The sequence below is a fragment of the Caulobacter sp. DWP3-1-3b2 genome (genome assembly GCF_049896325.1).
Taxonomy (GTDB): Bacteria; Pseudomonadota; Alphaproteobacteria; order Caulobacterales; family Caulobacteraceae; genus Caulobacter.
The window spans coordinates 17929-36621 of sequence record NZ_JAFCUB010000008.1 but is presented as its reverse complement, the minus strand read 5'-3'; the positions used below and the strand labels follow the sequence as shown (position 1 = coordinate 36621).

The following is an 18693-nucleotide window of genomic DNA, read 5'->3' as shown; positions in this document are numbered from 1 at the left end:
GCCTCTATCGTTCGCCATCTCCCTCCACGGACGCCTCCCAACTCAGCGCCCCGCGATCCAGCACGATCGTCTTGTCGGAATAGCCCGTCGCCATCAGACCCGCCGGCTTGGCGGGGATGGCCGAGGCGCCACGCGGCCAGCCGTCGTGGATCTCGACGACCGCCACCTCGACCTTGCCGGCAGCCTTGGCGGTGAAGCTGAGGGTGACGCCGTTGGGGTCAGGGGCGTGGTAGGACAGGCTGCTCCATTCACCCGCCGTGGTGGGCAGGATCAAGGGGCGGCCGTTCAGGCGCGGCTCGCTCAAGGCCAGGCTGGGGCGCAGACGCAGGGTCAGCACCTCGGCGCCCGGGCTGGGCAACGCGCGGATCAGCAACCGGTCGCCGGAGCGGTTGATGGTCAACACCGGTCGCTCGACCGGCAGCACGGCGGTCGGCGCCATCCACACCGGCTCGCGATAGAGCGGCGGATAGGCCTTGAGCACCGGCGCCGCGCCGCCGTCGGACAGCACCACTTTCGACCACGGGTCCAGCCGCGGCTGAGGCGAGACGCGCCAGGCCGTGCCCATCGACAGGTCGGCCAGGTGGCTGGCCTCGGCCAGGCGCGGGCGGGTGGGTCCGCTGTCGCCGATTCCGGCATGGATCAGCAAGCCGGCGCCCGCCACGGCCGCGACGCCGGCGAAGATCGGCGACCAGCGATAGGCGGCGAAATCGAAGGCCAGCGGGATCAGGGCTGGGGCGGCCAGGATCGCGAATACCGCCAGCACAGCGGGCTCCATCAGGCCCACACCGGCGAAGGTCCAAGCCCCCCACGAGCCCAGCTGGGCCACGACAGCGGTGGCCACCAGGCAGACGACCAGGGTCATCAGCCAGGCCACCCGTCGATCGCGCGTGCCGCCGACGGCGGTGACCAAGGCCGCCACCAGGCTGGCGGCCAGCAACGGCCAGGCCAGCATCACCGAGCCTCCGGGCAGCAGGGCCTGGGTCGTGATCGTCAGGGCCAACAGCACCAGCAGCGCGCCCAGCCAGGCGCCCCAGACCCCGACCGCCCGGCCCAGGCTCAGCCACGCCAGGACGATCACCGCGCCGGCCATGCCCAGGCCGACGGGATCGAACCCGCCGACCAGGCTGCAGGCCCCGCCGACAAGGGCGGCGATGACGGTGATCCACATCCGGCCCGTGCCGCGCGCCTGCAGGATCAGCACGCTCAGGCACACCCCGATCAGCAGGATCCCCGCTCCAGGGAGCAGGACGTTGAACTGGCCGAGCACGGCGTAATAGCGCTGCTGGTCGGCGATGCCGATCAGGCGTCCAGCCAGGTGGAGGGCCAGGACGGCGCTGGTGGCCAGCAGTAGAAAGCCGGCGATGCCCCGCAGGATCTCCAGCGGCTTGACCCCGAAGGTGGTCAGGGCGCGAAAGCCGGTGAAGGCGATCAGCGCCCCCGCCAGGCCCAGGATCACCCAGCCGCCCCAGACGGGATAGGCCACGAGCCCCAGGGCCAGGACGTCGGAATAGATCAGGTCCGGCGCCTTGGCCGGCAAGGCGGCGCCATTGGCTAGGGCGCGGACCACCGGCAGGGCTTGGTCGCCCAGGTTCTGCAGGCTGCCCTGGTTGAGGTGGTCGGGGGTGGCCAGCGGCGTGTGATAGGCCAACTGGTCGTCGATGAAGGCGAAGTTCAGGCCCGGCAGACCGGCGCGCAGGGCGTGGGTGAAGTCGGTGTCGTTGGGCATGCGCTGATAGACGGCGGCGGCCAGGGAGTTGGCGGTCGGCTGGTGTGCGGTCCCGGCATAGAGACGCAGCAGGTCGCCGCTGTCGGTTCCGGTCTGGAACATGGCCGCGCGGCCGGCGTCGCCCCGGGCCTCCATATTGATCACCACGCCCACATGCTCGCGCAGCGGATCGCGGGCGAAGAAGGCCTCGGCGCCCAGCAGGCCGGGCTCCTCGCCGTCGGTGAACAGGAAGATCACGTCGCGGGCCGGCGGCGGGCCGGCCTTCAGGGCGCGAGCGATCTCCAGGGCGGCGGCGACCCCGGCCGAGTCGTCGGCCGCGCCGGGCGAGTTATGGACGGTGTCATAGTGGCTCATCACCAGCACGGCGGGCGCTTGCGGGTCTGTTCCGGCCAGGGTGGCGACGATGTTCTGCACCGCGCCGACGGCGGTGGCGCGGGGCGACCACTTGGCGGCGTCGCGCACGCCTTCGCCGGCCCGCACGAAAACGTCCAGCCCGAGGCCGCTGGCTCGGCCCATCAGGTGGTCGCGCACCCGGACGATCTCGGCCGAGCCGATGGGGTGAGGTTTGGCGCCAATGGCGCGGACATCGACCATGGCGCGGCCGGCCGAGAACTGGTCGGCGGGGGCGTTGGCGGGGAGGGGAGCGGGCGTGCGCAGCGCCAGGTTGGCGATCGCCAGGCCCAGCAGCAGGCAGATCCAGACGCCAAGCAGCCTGATGGTCTTCATGCGAGCGCCTCCGCAGCGAATACCCCAGGGGCAAGGTGGGACTGTTCGGGATTCGATAAAAGCCGCGCGCAACGAAAAGGGCGACCCGGTTTCCCGGATCGCCCTTCGTTTGTCATGCTGGAAGCGGACGACGGTGAGCCGTCGACCCTTTTCCGGGTCGTCCTAGAACTTCGACCGCAGAGTCACGCCGTAGGTGCGGGGCGCGCCGAGGAAGGCGTCATAGGTGATGGTGTCAACGGCCGGACGGTAGGTGGGATTGGCCGCGTTGACGCCCGACGAGCCTTGCAGGAAGCCGTTGAAGGCCACTTGCTTGTACTCTTCGTCGAACAGGTTCTGACCCCACAGCTCGACGGTCCAATGATCGTCAGCTGCGCCCAGGGCGACGCGAGCGTTCACCAGGGTGTAGGCCTCCTGCATCTTCGGTGGGAACAGGTCGGAGCCGGTGTTGTAGTCTGACGAGTACTTGGCGCCGACGTTGAAGCGGGCCTTCATGTTGTCGCCGACCGGATGCTCATAGCTGAGCGAGCCCGACAGCGAATATTTGGGGGCCAGCGACAGCCGGCTGCCCGGCAGTAGGGACAGCGCGCCGCCCGGATCGTTGGGGACCTTCTGGTCGCCATATTCGGTCTTGGCATAGGTGAAGCCGCTTTGAACAGAGAGGCCGCGCACCGGTGTGAACCACAGGAAGTCGGCGTCGACGCCCCTGGAAGTCACTTCGGGAACCGGCCGCACCACGAACGAGGTGCCCAGGAAGGTGTTCAGCTGGAAGTCGCTGAACTTTTGATAGAAGCCGGTGACGTTCAGCAAGACCGTGCGGTTGAAGAGGGTGTTCTTCATGCCGATTTCGTAGCTATCGACGAATTCGGCCGGGAACGAGGTGTTGCTGATCGGCTTGATCGGCAGGCCGGGCGTCAGGCCAGCGACGGTGCCGTCGCTCGACTGCGAGCGGTCGAGATTGAAGCCGCCACCCTTGTAGCCGCGGGCGTACGAGGCATAGGTGAACACTTCCGGCGAGATGCGGTACGCGGCCTTGAGCGTGCCGCTCCACTCCTTGTCCGAACGCTTCTGGGTATAGCCGCGGTTGTTGAACGCGGGGTTGGCCCAAGGCAGGCAGAGATTGGCCAGCACGGGGCCGACATTGGCCGCGCCGACGATCCCGGCGATGGCTCCGGCGCGGCTGAGGGCCGTTCCGCAACCCACACCGCCGTCACTCAAGGTCTGGTAGGTGTCGACGGTCTTTTCGTCGATGCTGTAGCGCAGGCCGGCCGTGAGTTCGAAGGCGTCGGTGACATGCCAGGTGTCGTTGGTGAACAGCGCGATGGTCGTGGCGCGTTGCTTGTAGCTGTCATAGAGGCCTTGGCCCGGCGTGAAGCTGGTATTGGGCGCTCGTCCCGTCAGCAGCGCCACGAAGTTGGGCACGCCGCCCGGCGTCACGGCCGCCGACAGCAGGCGACCCAGATACTGTTCGTAGTCGCGGCCGTAGAGGAAGTTGGCCTTGTTTTCCAACCGCTCGTCGGCCAGGAATGCGCCAACCAGCCAGTCGAACTTGGCGGTCTTGCCGGCCAGTCGCAGTTCCTGGGTGTAGGTCGTGAACTCGGCGTAGTTGGTGCCGTCCTTGTTGCGATAGGCCAGGTCGGCGTCGGTGAAGTCGGAATCCTGACCGTTGTCGGTGCGCCAGTTGCGGATCGCCGAGATCGAGGTCAGATCGCCGAACGGGGTCTCGATATTGCCTTCCAGCGAGACGCCCTTGTCTTCGACCGACGAGGGCGCGCCGCGGTTCTGGTATTCGACGCGGGCATAGGGGTCGGCTGGGTTGGCCAAGGCTGGCCCGCCGTTGACGATAGCCAGGACGCCCGCGGTCGGGCCGGTGCGGATCTGCACGGCGCCGCAGCAGTTCTCGTCGCGCTTGGTATAGTCACCGATCAGCTTGAACGTGGCGTTGTCGTCCGGCACGAACAGCAGCTGGCCGCGGACGGTGTAGAAGCCTTGGTCGCCGTCCTGCTTGCGGTCGCTCGGGCCCTTGCCGTTGACGACTTCGTTGTAGCCATTGCGCTCGCGGGCCGCGACATAGAGCCGGCCGGCCAGGGTCTCTGTGCCAAACAGCGGACCGGTGACCGAGGCCGAGACGCCATGGGCGTTATAATTGCCGGCGGTCAGTTCGGCGCTGGCGCCAAAGCCGAACTCGGGCTCCTTGGTGATGATGTTGATGACGCCGGCCGAGGTGCTCTTGCCAAACAGCGTGCCTTGCGGGCCCTTCAGGACCTCGATGCGTTCCATCTCGCCCAGGTCGCCGAACGACACGCCGTTACGCGGGCGATAGACGCCGTCGATCACGACGCCGACCGAGCTTTCCAGGCCGGGATTGTCGCCGACGGTGCCGACGCCGCGGATGCGGGCGGTGGTCGAGGCTTCCGAGGTGGTCGAGGTGACGGTCAGGCCGGGGGTCAGGATCGTCAGATCCTTGATGTCCTTGATGCCAGTGTCTTGCAGAAGCTTGGCGCCAATGGCGGTGACCACGACCGGCACGTCCTGCAGGTTCTGTTCACGCTTCTGGGCGGTGACGACAATGCTGTCGACGGTGGGAGTGTCTGTCGTGGACTGGGCCTGAGCCGCCAGCGGGGTCAGGCCGGCGAGCACGACGGCTGACGCCGTGCCGCAAAGCACCTTCGTAAAGCGCATTTCCTACCTCGGTTTTGTTTTATGACGTGAGCGCTTGCATCGCCCCCGCCTTTTGATTTGGTCCAGCCCGAACGATTGTTCGAATTGACACGAAACGGTTACGGCCGCGCTGGACGCCGGGCAAGGAGAAACCCTGTGGATTAAAGGTTTCCGGCCTGCTGTTGCGCGGATGCGACAGCGCATGGCGACCATCCTAGACTTTCCGTTGGCCGGAAACGGCGGCTTGCCAGCTTGCGTCGGCGGGCGGGGCGGCTCATCTCCTGGGCATGCCGATCTCCCCCGCCTATCGCCCTGATCCAGTGTTCATGCGTTTGGGACCAGACTTCGCCGATCCAGTCGGACCCGCCGACTTCCCCCAAACCATGCTACGCTTCCGCAACGACCGCGCGGCCGCGAGCGTGGGACTCGACGTGCTGACCGATTCCGAGTGGCTGGACCATTTCGCGCGGTTCAGTCCCTTGCCCGGCAACCAGCCGGGGCCGCTGGCCATGCGCTATCACGGCCACCAATTTCGCAGTTACAACCCCGACCTGGGCGACGGGCGCGGCTTCCTGTTCGCCCAACAGCGCGAGATCGGCGGCGACCGGTTGCTCGACCTGGCCACCAAGGGCTCGGGCCAGACGCCGTGGTCGCGTTCGGGCGATGGGCGGCTGACCCTGAAGGGCGGGGTGCGCGAGATCTTGGCCGCGACGATGCTGGAGGCCTTGGGCGCGCCGACCTCGCGGGCCTTCTCACTGGTCGAGACCGGCGAGGACCTGGTGCGCGGCGACGAGCCCAGCCCGACCCGCTCGGCGGTGCTGACGCGGCTGTCGCACAGCCATGTCCGGTTCGGCAGCTTTCAGCGCCACGCCTTCGCCGAGCGGCCGGACCTGGTCACCGTGCTGGTCGATCACGCGGTCGAGACCTACTACCCGCACGTCGCCGACCAGCCCGACCGGCCCAAGGTGTTGCTGGAACAGGTGGTCGTGGCCAGCGCCAAACTGCTGGCCCGGTGGATGGCGGCCGGTTTTGTGCACGGGGTGCTCAACACCGATAACATGGTGGTCACGGGCGAAAGCTTCGACTACGGCCCCTGGCGGTTCCTGCCGAAGAACGATCCGAATTTTACGGCGGCCTATTTCGACCATCAGGGCCTGTACAGTTTCGGCCGCCAGCCCGAGGCGGTGTTCTGGAACCTGCAACAGCTGGCCGGCTGCCTGGCCCAGGTCACCGACCAGGCGGGGCTCGTCGCCGCGCTCAACAGGTTTTCCGATCTCTATCGCGACGCGCTCCGCGCGGCGATGCTCGACCGCATGAGCGTAAAGAGCCGCTCGACCCAGGACGATATCGATCTGGTGCAGGCGGCGTTTGGAGCCTTGGCCGCAGGCGGCGACGCGCTGCGCTGGGAGCCGTTCTTCTTCGACTGGTTCGGGGGAGAGGCGTCGCAAGCCCGCGCCTTGGCCGGGCCGCGCGGCGACCTCTACGGCCAGGAGGCGTTCGTGGATTTGCGTCGCCGGCTGTCGAGCTTCGAGGCCGACCGCCCCGAGCGGCTGGACAGCCCCGTCTTCGCGCGCGCCGAGCCGGAGGAAATGCTGATCGACGAGGTCGAGGCCCTCTGGGCGCCGATCGCCGAGGCCGACGACTGGTCGCCTCTGTACGCCAAGCTGGCCAGGCTGGAGGAGAGCCGTGTCGCCTATGCGTTAGGAGACTGACATACGGGTGAGACAAATCTGCCGCATGCTGACTTTTCCGGCATAAGGCAGGAACAAACGTCAAGCTTCAGCCTTACACTGACTGGAGCACGCCCGACGGGTGATTGGCTGGTGGAGAATTTCGCATGCGTTTCTTCCAACCCGTAATGCTGGTCTGCGCGGTGGCCATGTCGTTCATCGGCGCCCTGGGCCTTCCCGGCTGCGCCCGCGCCATCGGCGAGTGTCTGCAAGACAAGCACAAGCTGGCTTAGCAGCCTTCCTGCTCCCCTTGCGGGAGAAGATGGCGGCCGAAGGCCGACGGATGAGCGGTCTCGCTGGCCCATTGCCGTTCGCGGTTGACCGCGCCATCGACCCCTCATCCGACCGGCTTCGCAGGCCACCTTCTCCCGCAAGGGCAGAAGGAATTCCAATCACCCCAACCACGGCGCCGATCCCATGGCCTTGGCCAGGAACGCGATCAGCACCTCCACCCGCGCCGGGCGGATCGTGCTGGGCGGGGTGACCAGGTGCAGGGCGATGGGCGGCGGCGCCCAGTCGGCCAGGACTTCTTCCAGCAAGCCGTCCCGCACATCGCGCCACACCAGGAAGTCAGGCTGCATGGCCAGGCCCAGGCCCGCCAACAGCGACGGCCGCAGGATATCGGCGTTGTTGACCCGCAAGGGGCTGTGCAGGCTGACGGCATATTGTCCGTGTTCCGCATGCTCGAACCGCCAGACGTCCTTGGACTTGCTGTTGGTGTAGAACATGCCGCTCATCGTGCTCAGGTCCTTGGGATGGCCGGGCCGGCCGTGCTGGTTGAAATAGGCCGGCGCGCCGACCAGCATCACCCGAACCGGGCACAGACGACGCGCCAGCAGGCTGGAATCCTCCAGGGCCGAGATGCGCAGCGCCAGATCAAAGCCGTCCTCGACGATGTCGACCAGTTGGTCCGATAGGGACAGTTCGATCGACACCTCGGGATACAGGGCGAAGAACGCCGGCAAGGCCGGTCCCAGATGGGCGATGCCGAACGACATCGGCGCGGCCACCCGCACCAGGCCGCGTGGCGTGGCCGACTGGGCCGAGGCCTCGGCCTCCAGCGCCTCGCCCTCATGCAGCATGTGGGTCGCCCGATGCAGCGAAGCCCGCCCGGCCTCGGTCAGCGACAGCCGGCGCGAGGTGCGGTGAAACAGGGTGGCGCCCAGCCGCTGCTCCAGCCGGCCGACGGCCTTTGAGACCGTGGCCTTCGACAGGTTCAATTGCTCGGAAGCGCCGACGAAGGAGCCGGTCTCGGCCACCTTGGCGAACACGGCCCAGGCCTCGAAGTCAGGAAGTTTCATCTCGATCTCCGTTTTCCCGGCGAGGCCGGGACCCAGATGGCAAGGCTTAGATGGGCTCCAGCAGACTCAGAGTTTTTCCAATCATCCCCACCGCTTGGATCTGAGTCCCGGCCTTCGCCGAGAAGGTGGATGGAAGCAAAAATAGAAACGGTTTGTTTCGATCATTTCCATTTCGGATCGCGATGCAAGAGATCATCTTCTCCGCACCGGAGAGGGCCACACGGTCTCCTCCCCCAACAACCTTCTGAGGAGATTTCGAAATGATCGATGTCAGAACATTCGATAGCCTCGGCGGCGCCAACCACGGCTGGCTCGACGCCAAGCATCACTTCTCGTTCGCCGGCTATCACGACCCCTCGCGCGCCCATCACGGCGCCCTGCGGGTTTGGAACGACGACACCATCGCTGCGGGCACGGGGTTCCCGCCCCATCCGCACGCCGACATGGAAATCATCACCTATGTTCGGGAGGGCGCGATCACCCACCAGGACAACATGGGCAATTCGGGCCGCACCGAGGCCGGCGACGTTCAGGTGATGAGCGCCGGCACCGGTATCCGGCACTCGGAATATAATCTGGAAGGCGACACGACCAAGATCTTCCAGATCTGGATCATCCCGAACAAGCGCGGCGAAGGTCCCGCCTGGGGCGCCAAGCCTTTCCCCAAGGGCGACCGCTCCGGCAAGTTCGTGGCCCTGGCCAGCGGGTTCGAAGCCGATAATGACGCGCTGCCGATCCGGGCCGACGCCCGGGTGCTCGGCGCGACGCTGAAGGCCGGCGAGACCACCGAGTACGCGCTCGGCGCGGACCGCAAGGGGTATCTGGTGCCTTCGACCGGCAAGGTCGAGGTCAATGGCGTAACCCTCAACACCCGCGACGGCGCGGCCATCCAAGACGTGGCGGTTCTGATCATCAAGGCTGTCGAGGACGCTGAACTCGTGCTCGTCGACGCCGCCTAGATGTTCGCCCGCCTCTTCTAACCGAAATCCAAACGCCAACCCGACGTTTCCAAGGAGGCTTTCATGCCCAAGGTTCTCGTTCTCTACTATTCCGCTTACGGCCACATCGAGACCATGGCCAACGCCGTCGCCGAGGGCGCCCGCGCCGCCGGCGCCACCGTCGACATCAAGCGCGTGCCGGAACTGGTGCCCGAAGAGGTCGCGATCAAGTCCTATTACAAGATGGATCAGACCGCCCCGATCGCCACGATCGCCGACCTGGAAAACTACGACGCGATCATCGTCGGCACGGGCACCCGCTTTGGCCGCATGGCCTCGCAGATGGCCAGCTTCCTCGATCAGGCCGGCGGCCTCTGGGCGCGCGGCGCGCTGAACGGCAAGGTCGGCGCGGCCTTCACCTCGTCGGCCACCCAGCACGGCGGTAACGAGACCACGCTGTTCTCGATCATCACCAACCTGCTGCACTTCGGGATGACCATCGTCGGCTTGCCCTATAGCCACCAAGGCCAGATGACCCTGGAGGAAATCGCCGGCGGCGCGCCCTACGGCGCCACCACCATCGCCGGCGCCGACGGCTCGCGTCAGCCCAGCCAGATCGAGCTGGACGGCGCCCGCCACCAGGGCGAGCTGGTCGCCAAGACCGCAGCGAAACTGTTCGGCTAAGCCAAGCCAAGCGCGGATCGTTCAAGAAAGGCGATCCGCGCCAGGGTCTGGAGCATTTTTCGAGCGAAGTGGTTGCGGTTCGCGTGAAGAAAAATGCGTTAAAACAGAAGATTAGAGCTCACGGCCTGGCGCAGTCAGGTCGGGAAATGCTTTAGCCCTCCCCCGGAACCGATCGCCAAGACCGGCTGGCTCTCCCCCAGGAGCCAACCGGTTTTTCCTTCACCGCCCATCTCCATCCCTCAACCCAAAGGGGTAGACCCATGCGTCGTCGCCAAGACAGCCTGCTGGCAAACCTCTGGAAGCTGGCGATATTGCTGTTCACCGTCCGTCTGCTGGCCCGCCGCTACCGCCGCGCCTGAGGCGCGCCCCGAACCCGCCCTAGACTTCGAAGGTGACGCCCTGCGCCAGCGGCAGGGTGGTCCCATAGCTCGCGGTGTTGGTGGCGAGGCGCATGTAGGCCTTCCAACTGTCGGAGCCAGCCTCGCGGTCGCCGCCGGTCTCCTTTTCGCCGCCGAACGCCCCGCCGACCCGTCCACCCAGGTCCGAAAACCGCCAGAAAAAAAGCGGCCGCCAGAGCGACAGAAAACGGCCAATGAGCAGACCTCATGTCCTCCGGGACATTTTCAGCCTCGCGCTAGAGTAACGACGGTGTACGGCTCGGGTCGCATCGAGAGCGACGCAACGGAAGTCTATCTCGGGCGGTGAATATTCGTCCATTTGTGGAAGCTCGGGACTGTCGCGTTTTTTCGTTAGAATCAAAGAATTAACCACTCCATCTGTCGCATAGGCTCCCTGAATTCAGGGTGCGGCGCCGGCCGCGCTTGCGACTCCGTGACAGATGCGTCATAAGGCGGCTCACAAGTAGGATTTCGGCCACCATCGTGAACCGGCCGAGCCTCCGCTTTTAGAGCCGCCCGACAGTAATTTTCCGGGTTTCTAGGGGCGTTTTTGTCGGGGGGCGGTTCGCCCTCGCCGCGCAGGACACGAGTTTTGTTTACCAAGTCGCAGACGTGCGCGGATACGCGCGCGCTGGTCGGCGCCGTATTGGTCGGATCCGCCACGGGTCTGGCGCTCGGCGGCGTTTACCTCGCGGGGGGCATGGCCCAAGCCGCGAGCCAGCACGCTCAAGTCTCTCGCCTGGCCGACGGCGCCGAGGGGAATTTCTCCGACACGGCGCTGTACCAGGCTGCGTCTCGGATGGATGCCGGCGCGCTCGCCATCGCCCGCCGTCACGATCCCTACACCGTTTCCGGCGGCGCCCAGCGCGACCGCCAGTCGGCCCTGCTGGTCGAGCGCCTGGAGCAGCGCCGAGCCAGTGACGACGATCGTCAGCCCCTGTTGCTGCGCGCCAGCTTCGGCGGCCCGTTCAACCCGGCCGTCGCGCCGTTTCGCCTGACCAACGCCTTGGAAAGCTCGCGTGAACTCGAGTGCCTTTCCGAGGCGGTCTATTACGAGGCCCGCGGCGAGACTCCCAGTGGCCAGGCGGCCGTGGCCCAGGTGGTGCTCAACCGCGTGCGCCACCCCTCGTTCCCCAAGTCGATCTGCGGCGTGGTGTTCCAGGGCGCCTACACCCACACCGGCTGCCAGTTCAGCTTCGCCTGCGACGGCTCGATGCGCCGGGGCCGCGAAGTCGGCGCCTGGAACCGCGCCCAGAAGATCGCCGCGCGGGCCTTGTCGGGCGCCGTGATGAGCGAAGTCGGCGCGGCCACCCACTTCCACACCACCGGCGTCGCGCCGGGCTGGGGTCCGCGCCTGCTGCGCGTCGCCCAGGTGGGCATGCACGTGTTCTACCGCTTCGGCGGTCGGGCCGGCGCGCCGGACGCCTTCAGCCGCACGCCGCGTCCGTCGACGGCCGACGATCTGCCGAGCGTCACCCTGGCCAGTCTGGCCACCACAACGACCGCTGACGGCAAGTCGTCGGCGCCGGCCATCCAGGTGGCCAGCGCCCTCGTGCTGCCCTCGGTCCAAGCTCCGGCCACCGCGCCGGGCGGCATGGGCGGACCCCTGGGTCCGGTGTCCGAGCCCGCCTCGGCCCCCGCCATGCACCCGACCAAGACCTCGTCGGCGACGGCGGGCGACGCAGTCAAGGTGTCATCGGCGGCCGCGACCGGAGCTGCTTCCTAAGCGCGCCGGGCATGTGGCTGCTGGCGAAGCGCATCTGCTTGGCCCGCTTGCCGACGAAATAATGCAGGTCCCTGCCGTGAACGGCGCGCCAGATCACCTCGGCGGCGTCCTCCACGGGATAGACCGGCAGGCCGCCGGCCTTCAGCACGTCCGACATGTTGGCGTTGCTGCCAGGCTGGCTGGCGTTGAGGATCGGTGTCTCGACGAACCACGGCATGACGCAGGCCACGCCAACGCCGTGGGCCTTCCATTCGATGTCCAACGCCTCCGACAGGCCTCGAACCGCGAACTTGGTGGCCGAATAGACCGCCAGGCTGGGCGAGCCGTACAGGCCCGCGCAGGACGAGATGTTGATCAGACGCGAGCCCGGCGTGGCTTTCAGGAACGGCAGGGCGGCGCGGGCGCCGTTGACCACGCCCTTGATGTTGATGTCCAACTGCAGGTCGATATCGGCGTCGTCGTGACTCTCGAATGGGCCAAAGCGCGCGACGCCGGCATTGTTGAGCAGAACATCTACCCGGTTTTCGGTCAGGGCGGCGAAGTTCGTGAGGGCGGTGGTCCAGGCGGCGCGGTCGCGGACGTCCAGCTTGAAAATCGCGCCATGGGCCGGGCCGATTGCGACCAGGGCGGCTTTCAACCCGACCGCGTCGATATCCGACAGCCCGACGAACCAGCCCTCGGCGACGAAGCGCTTGGCGCAGGCCAGGCCGATGCCGCTGGCGGCGCCGGTGATAAAGACGGCCTTGCGGCCTTCCGCTTTGGCGCTCACGTGTTCCCCTCCCTTTTCTTTGTTATCACTGATCAGACGCCCGGGAGGGCAGTGTGGTCAAGTCGGGGATGGCAGTGGGGACATGCACGTGTGCGTGTCCCCAAACGTCAGCCCGCCAAGGTCTCGTCCACCACCTCGGCTGTAGGGCCGTTCTTGAGAATGGACTCGATCGCGTTCTTGGCCGAGGCCTTAGAGGCGTAGCCCTCGGTCGAGAACATCGTCTCGCCGTTGGAAGCGACGAAATTCACGCGGAACTCGTCCTTCTTGTCCTTCTTGATCACGAACTTGTAAGCCATGGGGGGCGCTCCACTGGTACCGTGCCTTGTCGATGAACCGACGCGGCAACCTCGCCTTGGTGGCGAGAGGCGTCAATCTCCGGCGCTTGCGTCCGGCGGCGCGAGGCGCAACTTTTACAAATCCTCACCCCGCGAGCGCCCATGACCCCCAACGACCGCCTCGACCAGCTGTCCCGCGACCTGCTGGCCACGCCCTATGTCGATCTGAAGGACGTCCAGAAAAGCGTTATCGACCTGATCGCGGCCGAGGCGCCGACGGGGCTGAACCAGGCCCTGCTGGCCGACGACCGCAGCTTCTGGGACCGTCTGGCCGACAAGGTCGCAGCGGTCGGCGGCTCCTGGGCCTTCATCGGCGGCTTCTGCGCCGCTTTGCTGCTGTGGATCGGGCTGAACGTGGGGCTCAGGCCCTTGCACCTGTCATTCGACCCTTATCCCTTCATCTTCCTCAACCTGATCCTGTCGACCGTGGCGGCGATCCAGGCGCCGGTGATCATGATGAGCCAAAACCGCCAGGCCACGAAGGACAGGCTGAACGCCGAGCACGACTATGTGGTCAATCTGCGCGCCGAGCTGGAGATCATGCGTCTGCACGGCAAGCTGGACGCCCTGCGCGAACAGGAGATGGTCGAGATCCTGCGCGGCAACACCGAGGCGCTGGATATCCTAAAGGCCCAGGTGGCCAAGATGACGGAAGACCGTGGCTGATCGGATTGGGGACATGCACATGTGCATGTCCCCACCTTCATCAGGCGCTCTTCGCCGTCCGCCGCAACGCCTGAGGCGGCTGGCGGAAGGCGCGCACGAAGGCGCGCCTTCCCGCCCTAGAAGCCGAAGCGGACGCCGACCAGGGCGCTGGGACCCGACATGTCGATCGACGACTTGGTCTTGGTCGCGCCGGCGGTGACCTCGACCTTCATCGAGCCGACGCGTTCGTAACGGCCTTCGGCGAACAGCGACATGGCCGGCGTGATCGCGACGCTGGCGCCGGCCATGGCGCGCAGGGCCAGGCCGGAGCCCCTGTCATCCAGCAGGCCGTCGTCGAACTTGACCGACGCCGCGCCGAACCCGACGCCCACATAGGGCTTCACCGGACCTTTGACCGGCAAGTCGTAATAGGCGTTCATGTCTAGGGTCACGGTCTTGACCGAGCCGGTCGATTTCACGTTGATGTTCGGCACGACCACGGCCTCGACGTCCTGGCTGTGATAGCCGAGCGCCAATTCAACGCGCCAGTTGCCCTCAAGCTGGGTTCCCCAGGCCAAGACGCCCTGGGCGGCAGTGTCGGCATCGGCCTTGAGCTTGTAGCCCGGCAGCAGGGTGTAGTCGTAGTCGCTCTTGCCGACAAAGCCGCCGGCCACCGAGATGTACTGACCCTTCGCGGCCGAAGCCTTGGCGGGCTTGGCGTCCTGCGCCGAGGCTGCGCCGGCGATCGCCAGGGCGGCGACGGTGGTGGTGATGAACAAACGCATGGAAAAAATTATCCCCCGATATTGACGCGTCCGATAGCGGACGGGACGCCGGTAAGCGGTCTCGGCAAGCGAGTAAATCTCCGGTTGCTCAAGCTTGACCTTTTGTTGCGAACTATGGCGTCGCTGCAACATTCGGTTGCGTCGCGCGCGCCAGCCGCCTCATCGCCTGAGGCGGCTGGCCGAACGCCCTGACGAAGGCTCGGCGCATGCGTTCGGAGTCGCCAAAGCCGGTTTCGAGGGCCACGTCCTCGATCTGTAGCGGCTGGCTGTCGAGCAGGGCGCGAGCCGCCTCGACGCGCAGGCGTTCGACCGCCTTGGCGGGCGTGGCGCCGGTCTCGCTGGTGAACAGCCGCGCGAAGTTGCGGGGGCTCATGGAGGCTTGGCCGGCCAGCTGATCGACGGTCAGCGGCTGGGCCAGGTTCTCGCGGGCCCAGGCCAACAAGCCGTCGAACCGGCCGCCCTGCATCTCCAGCAGGGCCGAGAACTGCGACTGGCCGCCGGGGCGCCGGTGATAGACCACCAACTGCTGGGCGGTCTTTCGCGCGATGTCCTCGCCGAGATCGGCGCCGATCATCGCCAGGGCCATGTCGATGCCGGCGGTGATGCCGGCCGAGCTCCACAGCGAACCGTCCTGGACGAAGATCCGGTCCGGCTCCAACCGCACGGCGGGATAGCGGCGCTGGAAGTCCTGCGATCTTTGCCAGTGGGTGGTGGCGCGTCGACCGTCCAGCAGGCCGGCGGCGGCCAGGACGTAGGTTCCCGAGCAGACGCTGGCGGTGCGGCGGGCCTTGGCGGCCACGTCGCGCACGAAGGCCAGGGTGGTCTCGCAGATGGCCGGCGTGCGCGTGCCCTCACCGCCGGAGACGATCAGGGTGTCCAGGGCGGGCGCGTCCGCGAAGGCGGATGCGGTCATCGCCAACCCCGAAGAGCTGGCCACCGGGCCAGCGTCTCGGGCCAACAGCGCCAGACGGTAGGCGCCCGGCGCGAGACGTCCGGCGATCTCGAACGCCGCGATCGGCCCAGCAGCGTCCAGCAGTTGGAAGTCTTTGAAGATCAAGAAGCCAATTGTGCGGAGCATGGCTGTTTCCGAGGGAATTATGTCATTTAAGCCAGACGCTAGGCCTGCGATGTTGCGGCGTCAATCGGAGGTCTCACCCATGCCCCAGAACGCGCCAAAGAAGCCCGCGCCGTTTCACATCGTCTTCGCCCTGTTTCCGGACGTCACCCACCTGGACTTCACCGGGCCGCACCAGATCCTCAGCCGCCTGCCCGGCGCACAGGTCGTGATCGCCAGCGAGGCGGGCGGCGACGTCGAGGCGGAGGGTCTGGTGTTCGCCCGCGTGGCCAGGCTGGCCGACATCGAGCACTGCGACCTGCTTTGCGTGCCCGGCGGGTTCGGCACGACCCAGGCCATGGCCGACGCGGCTTTCCTGACCCAGCTGCGCCGGCTGGCGGCCGGGGCGCGCTACGTGACCTCGGTCTGCACCGGGTCGCTGTTGCTGGGCGCGGCTGGTCTTCTGGTGGGCAGGCGCGCGGCCTGCCACTGGGCCTGGCGCGACCAGCTGACCCTGTTCGGCGCGATCCCCGACCCGGCTCGGGTGGTGCGCGACGGCAATGTGTTCACCGGCGGCGGGGTGACGGCCGGCATCGACTTCGCCCTGACTATCGCCGCCGAGATCGCCGGCGACGACGTGGCTCAGGCGATCCAGCTGGCCGTCGAATACGCCCCCGCCCCACCGTTCAACGCCGGCCGCCCCGAGACCGCCCCTCCGGCGGTTCTGGAGCGCATCCAGGCGGTCTACGGCAAGGGCATGGACGAGCGGTGGGCGGCGGCGCGGCTGGCGGGCGCGAAGCTGGCGCGGATGGCTTAGGGCGGCAAGAGGCGGCGGAGGTTAGGCGGCGTTGGCCTGCCCTAGCTCCGAGCCACCGGCTGCGGCGCATCGCCCCGCTCGATCTCCTGCATCAGGGCACGGATCATTCGGGCGTGGCCCTCGGCCAGGTCGTCGGCGAACACCGCGCGGGGGGCGTCCGGCGAGATGCCCACGGCCTCATACCGCGCGCCTTGCGGGTCGCGGTAGATTTCGGCTGGCAGGGTCAGCATCCAGCCGTTCGGCAGGGGCTTGTTGAGCTGGTCCGACAGGCCGCCACGGGTGCGCTCGCCCACTTGGACCACGTTGGCCAGGGCGCGCATGGCCAGGGTGAAGGTTTCGCCGGCGCTGACCGTGACATCGCTGGTCACCAGATAGACCGGCCCCAGATAGCGACGCGCCCGCGACGGCTGGACGTGAAAAGCCTGGGGCGTCACATCGCGCGCGCCGACGGCAAACTTGCTCCAGGCCAGGCGCGAGTGGTCGGCGAAGCGTCCGGCGATCCGCAGGCCGATGGCGTCATAGCCGCCGCGATTGTTGCTGACATCGACGATCACCGCCTTGGCGCCGTCAAAGGCTTGCAGCGCGTCGTCCAGCGCGGCGTCGAGCGCGGCGGGGTCGCCCGGCGCGGCCTCCTTGTCGAAGCCGCCCATGGTGACGATGTTGAGATAGCCGACCTCGCCAACCCGGCCCCAGATCACCCGGTTATTGGCGGCCTGGTGGCCACGCCCTTTCAGAACGTCGTCCAGGACGCCGCGCTTGTAGGTCTGGAGCCAAGCCTTCTCGGAGGCGGCGGGATCGGCCTGCCGGGAGTTCGAGCGCACGCGGATCAGGGTGGCGGCCTCGCCGCTCTCGAAGTCGCGGGCCTCGTCGCCCAGGGTGGCCTGCAAGCCGACATGCGGATCGTCAAGACCGACCATCAAGCCGTTCAGCGCGTCGAATAGCGCAGCGCCATTGGTGGCCTTGGCGGCGGCCTTGTCGGCGATGCGGGCCCTCGCGGTCCAATCGACATGGCGCTGGCTGGTCGAGGGATAGAAGGCCGCGAAGGTGTCGGCCGCCAGGGCGGTGATCTTGCGCGGCGTCCAGGCTGTCTTGGCCAGGCAGGCCGCGGGCAGGGCCGGCAAGCGGTCGAACAGATAGCTGGTGTCGGCAGGGCCGGATGACGTCGCCAGGACGTTTGGGCCGGCCAGGTGGCGCACCGCCAGCACACCATCGGGATCGGCCTCAGGGCGCGGATCGGCGTAGCAGGCCGCGCCGACGGCGTGGAACAGCTTGGTCTCGCTGGCGTCGATCCGCACGATGTAGCCATAGCCGCGCGAACGCCAGACGCCCTGGGTCGGGTCAACGGCCTGGGCGTTGGCGGCCGCGCCGGTGAGGGCGACCAGGATGGCGAGGACGGCGCTGCGGCGCTTCATGGACAATCCCCTGCGTTGCACGGGCGGACCTTCGACGGTGTCGGGCGGCCATGGCAAGCGGGAGTATGGGTTTTGACGGTGGCCGACGCCCCCGCCGTCACGATGCGTATTCGCATCGCGCCTCCTCCCCCGCTTCGCGGGTGAAGAGGAGACGGCGAAGCCGACGGAGGGGGCGGTCGGCGCCTTCACCCCACACGAACACTCGTCATCGAGATCGCCGCGAACAGGTCATCGGTGAAGAACGACACCTCATCCCCGGCCTGCTGGGCGCCCAGCACATAAAGCAGGGGCAGGTAGTGCTCGGCGCTGTTGATCGAGGCCTCGGCGTCGGGGCCCAGGGCGCGCCAGTCGATCAGCGGGTCGTGATCGCCGGCCGCGATCAACGCCTTGGCGGTGTCGTTAAAGCGCGGCGCCCAGTCGGGGATCTCGCCGGTGCGAAAGTTCACGGCGCGCAGGTTGTGGACGATGTCGCCGCTGCCGATGATCAGCACACCCTCGTCGCGCAGGGCGGCCAAGCGTCGGCCGGCCTCATAGTGCCAGCGGTCGGAGCGGCCGCGATCCAGGCTCAGCTGCACCACCGGCACATCGGCGTGCGGATACATCGGACGCAGCACGCCCCAGGCGCCGTGGTCCAGGCCTCGGGTCGGGTGCTGCACGACGGGATAGGGCGAAAGTAGCTCCGCTACCCGCGACGCCAGGGCCGGATCGCCCGGCGCGTCGTAGCGCACGTCAAACAGCGCCTGGGGGAAGCCGCCAAAGTCGTGGATGGTCTCGGGGCGCTCGGACGCACCGACCGCGCTGGCCCCCATCGTCTCCCAGTGCGCGCTGATCATCAGCACCGCCTTGGGGCGGGGCAGGGCGGCGCCCAGGGCGGCCCAGGCCTGGCTCCAGGCGTTGTCGGCGATGGCGTTCATCGGCGAGCCGTGGCCGAGGAACAGGACGGGCAGGCGGGCGGTCATGGGCGCGAGGTCCGATCAGCTACTCTATGA

General features: G+C 67.4%; 16 protein-coding genes and 1 pseudogene. 7 read left to right on the top strand and 10 right to left on the bottom strand.

What is annotated here, in order from left to right; translation table 11 throughout:
* Positions 1 to 4: 4 nt before the first annotated feature.
* Complete coding sequence (locus ACP7AG_RS08065) at positions 5 to 2452, bottom strand: M20/M25/M40 family metallo-hydrolase (protein WP_426030450.1); 2448 nt, start codon at positions 2450 to 2452, stop codon at positions 5 to 7.
* 162 nt (positions 2453 to 2614) lie between these two features.
* Entirely contained in the window at positions 2615 to 5131 is a 2517-nt protein-coding gene (locus ACP7AG_RS08060) for a TonB-dependent receptor (RefSeq protein WP_426030449.1), read from the bottom strand.
* 266 nt (positions 5132 to 5397) lie between these two features.
* Here ACP7AG_RS08060 and ACP7AG_RS08055 point away from each other — a divergent pair, with 266 nt between their 5' ends.
* Both ACP7AG_RS08055 and ACP7AG_RS08050 read left to right on the top strand, forming a co-directional pair.
* Entirely contained in the window at positions 5398 to 6822 is a 1425-nt protein-coding gene (locus ACP7AG_RS08055; protein WP_426030448.1) for a protein adenylyltransferase SelO, read from the top strand.
* 125 nt (positions 6823 to 6947) lie between these two features.
* Positions 6948 to 7073, top strand: a complete 126-nt coding sequence (locus tag ACP7AG_RS08050; protein WP_426009709.1) for a hypothetical protein — start codon at positions 6948 to 6950, stop codon at positions 7071 to 7073.
* Positions 7074 to 7232: 159 nt separating this feature from the next.
* Here ACP7AG_RS08050 and ACP7AG_RS08045 read toward each other — a convergent pair whose 3' ends face one another.
* Entirely contained in the window at positions 7233 to 8141 is a 909-nt protein-coding gene (locus ACP7AG_RS08045; RefSeq protein WP_426030447.1) for a LysR family transcriptional regulator, read from the bottom strand.
* 260 nt (positions 8142 to 8401) lie between these two features.
* Here ACP7AG_RS08045 and ACP7AG_RS08040 point away from each other — a divergent pair, with 260 nt between their 5' ends.
* Both ACP7AG_RS08040 and wrbA read left to right on the top strand, forming a co-directional pair.
* The gene (locus ACP7AG_RS08040) at positions 8402 to 9100 is read left to right on the top strand and encodes a pirin family protein (RefSeq protein ID WP_426030446.1); all 699 of its coding nucleotides are present in this window, start codon (positions 8402 to 8404) and stop codon (positions 9098 to 9100) included.
* Positions 9101 to 9163: 63 nt separating this feature from the next.
* Positions 9164 to 9763 carry an NAD(P)H:quinone oxidoreductase gene (wrbA, locus tag ACP7AG_RS08035; RefSeq protein ID WP_426030444.1) on the top strand — a complete coding sequence of 200 codons (600 nt, stop codon included), beginning with the start codon at positions 9164 to 9166 and terminating at the stop codon, positions 9761 to 9763.
* A gap of 378 nt (positions 9764 to 10141) precedes the next feature.
* Here the strand turns inward: wrbA and ACP7AG_RS08030 are convergent.
* Positions 10142 to 10300: pseudogene (locus ACP7AG_RS08030) on the bottom strand (aldehyde dehydrogenase family protein); the annotation flags it as partial.
* A gap of 453 nt (positions 10301 to 10753) precedes the next feature.
* Between ACP7AG_RS08030 and ACP7AG_RS08025 the strand changes: the two are divergent.
* Complete coding sequence (locus tag ACP7AG_RS08025; protein ID WP_426030442.1) at positions 10754 to 11887, top strand: cell wall hydrolase; 1134 nt, start codon at positions 10754 to 10756, stop codon at positions 11885 to 11887.
* Here ACP7AG_RS08025 and ACP7AG_RS08020 read toward each other — a convergent pair.
* On the bottom strand, positions 11847 to 12656 hold the full coding sequence (locus ACP7AG_RS08020; protein ID WP_426030440.1) for an SDR family oxidoreductase: 810 nt from the start codon (positions 12654 to 12656) through the stop codon (positions 11847 to 11849). The genes ACP7AG_RS08025 and ACP7AG_RS08020 overlap by 41 nt on opposite strands.
* 107 nt (positions 12657 to 12763) lie before the next feature.
* Positions 12764 to 12952 carry a YegP family protein gene (locus ACP7AG_RS08015; protein WP_426009693.1) on the bottom strand — a complete coding sequence of 63 codons (189 nt, stop codon included), beginning with the start codon at positions 12950 to 12952 and terminating at the stop codon, positions 12764 to 12766.
* A gap of 141 nt (positions 12953 to 13093) precedes the next feature.
* Here ACP7AG_RS08015 and ACP7AG_RS08010 point away from each other — a divergent pair, with 141 nt between their 5' ends.
* Positions 13094 to 13657: a DUF1003 domain-containing protein gene (locus ACP7AG_RS08010; protein ID WP_426030438.1), complete on the top strand. Its 564-nt coding sequence runs from the start codon at positions 13094 to 13096 to the stop codon at positions 13655 to 13657.
* Positions 13658 to 13773: 116 nt separating this feature from the next.
* Here the strand turns inward: ACP7AG_RS08010 and ACP7AG_RS08005 are convergent, their stop codons facing one another.
* Positions 13774 to 14421: an outer membrane protein gene (locus tag ACP7AG_RS08005; protein WP_426030436.1), complete on the bottom strand. Its 648-nt coding sequence runs from the start codon at positions 14419 to 14421 to the stop codon at positions 13774 to 13776.
* A gap of 112 nt (positions 14422 to 14533) precedes the next feature.
* Entirely contained in the window at positions 14534 to 15499 is a 966-nt protein-coding gene (locus tag ACP7AG_RS08000) for a GlxA family transcriptional regulator (protein WP_426030434.1), read from the bottom strand.
* Between the two features lie 79 nt (positions 15500 to 15578).
* On the opposite strand from ACP7AG_RS08000, the gene ACP7AG_RS07995 reads away from it, so the two are divergent.
* The gene (locus ACP7AG_RS07995; RefSeq protein ID WP_426030432.1) at positions 15579 to 16292 is read left to right on the top strand and encodes a DJ-1/PfpI family protein; all 714 of its coding nucleotides are present in this window, start codon (positions 15579 to 15581) and stop codon (positions 16290 to 16292) included.
* A 41-nt stretch (positions 16293 to 16333) separates the two neighbouring features.
* On the opposite strand, the gene ACP7AG_RS07990 is transcribed toward ACP7AG_RS07995, so the two are convergent.
* Together ACP7AG_RS07990 and ygiD are read right to left on the bottom strand one after the other, a co-directional pair.
* Positions 16334 to 17704, bottom strand: a complete 1371-nt coding sequence (locus ACP7AG_RS07990) for a S41 family peptidase (protein WP_426030430.1) — start codon at positions 17702 to 17704, stop codon at positions 16334 to 16336.
* A 185-nt stretch (positions 17705 to 17889) separates the two neighbouring features.
* Positions 17890 to 18663, bottom strand: coding sequence for a 4,5-DOPA dioxygenase extradiol (gene ygiD, locus ACP7AG_RS07985; protein WP_426030428.1), 774 nt, complete (start codon positions 18661 to 18663; stop codon positions 17890 to 17892).
* Positions 18664 to 18693: the final 30 nt, after the last annotated feature.

Excerpts from the sequence above, each read along its gene's own strand:
- ACP7AG_RS08065 (WP_426030450.1), bottom strand. The coding sequence starts at position 2,452 with ATGAAGACCATCAGGCTGCTTGGCGTCTGGATCTGCCTGCTGCTGGGC.
- ACP7AG_RS08060 (WP_426030449.1), bottom strand. The coding sequence starts at position 5,131 with ATGCGCTTTACGAAGGTGCTTTGCGGCACGGCGTCAGCCGTCGTGCTC.
- ACP7AG_RS08055 (WP_426030448.1), top strand. The coding sequence starts at position 5,398 with ATGCCGATCTCCCCCGCCTATCGCCCTGATCCAGTGTTCATGCGTTTG.
- ACP7AG_RS08050 (WP_426009709.1), top strand. The coding sequence starts at position 6,948 with ATGCGTTTCTTCCAACCCGTAATGCTGGTCTGCGCGGTGGCCATGTCG.
- ACP7AG_RS08045 (WP_426030447.1), bottom strand. The coding sequence starts at position 8,141 with ATGAAACTTCCTGACTTCGAGGCCTGGGCCGTGTTCGCCAAGGTGGCC.
- ACP7AG_RS08040 (WP_426030446.1), top strand. The coding sequence starts at position 8,402 with ATGATCGATGTCAGAACATTCGATAGCCTCGGCGGCGCCAACCACGGC.
- wrbA (WP_426030444.1), top strand. The coding sequence starts at position 9,164 with ATGCCCAAGGTTCTCGTTCTCTACTATTCCGCTTACGGCCACATCGAG.
- ACP7AG_RS08015 (WP_426009693.1), bottom strand. The coding sequence starts at position 12,952 with ATGGCTTACAAGTTCGTGATCAAGAAGGACAAGAAGGACGAGTTCCGC.
- ACP7AG_RS08010 (WP_426030438.1), top strand. The coding sequence starts at position 13,094 with ATGACCCCCAACGACCGCCTCGACCAGCTGTCCCGCGACCTGCTGGCC.
- ACP7AG_RS08005 (WP_426030436.1), bottom strand. The coding sequence starts at position 14,421 with ATGCGTTTGTTCATCACCACCACCGTCGCCGCCCTGGCGATCGCCGGC.
- ACP7AG_RS08000 (WP_426030434.1), bottom strand. The coding sequence starts at position 15,499 with ATGCTCCGCACAATTGGCTTCTTGATCTTCAAAGACTTCCAACTGCTG.
- ACP7AG_RS07995 (WP_426030432.1), top strand. The coding sequence starts at position 15,579 with ATGCCCCAGAACGCGCCAAAGAAGCCCGCGCCGTTTCACATCGTCTTC.
- ACP7AG_RS07990 (WP_426030430.1), bottom strand. The coding sequence starts at position 17,704 with ATGAAGCGCCGCAGCGCCGTCCTCGCCATCCTGGTCGCCCTCACCGGC.
- ygiD (WP_426030428.1), bottom strand. The coding sequence starts at position 18,663 with ATGACCGCCCGCCTGCCCGTCCTGTTCCTCGGCCACGGCTCGCCGATG.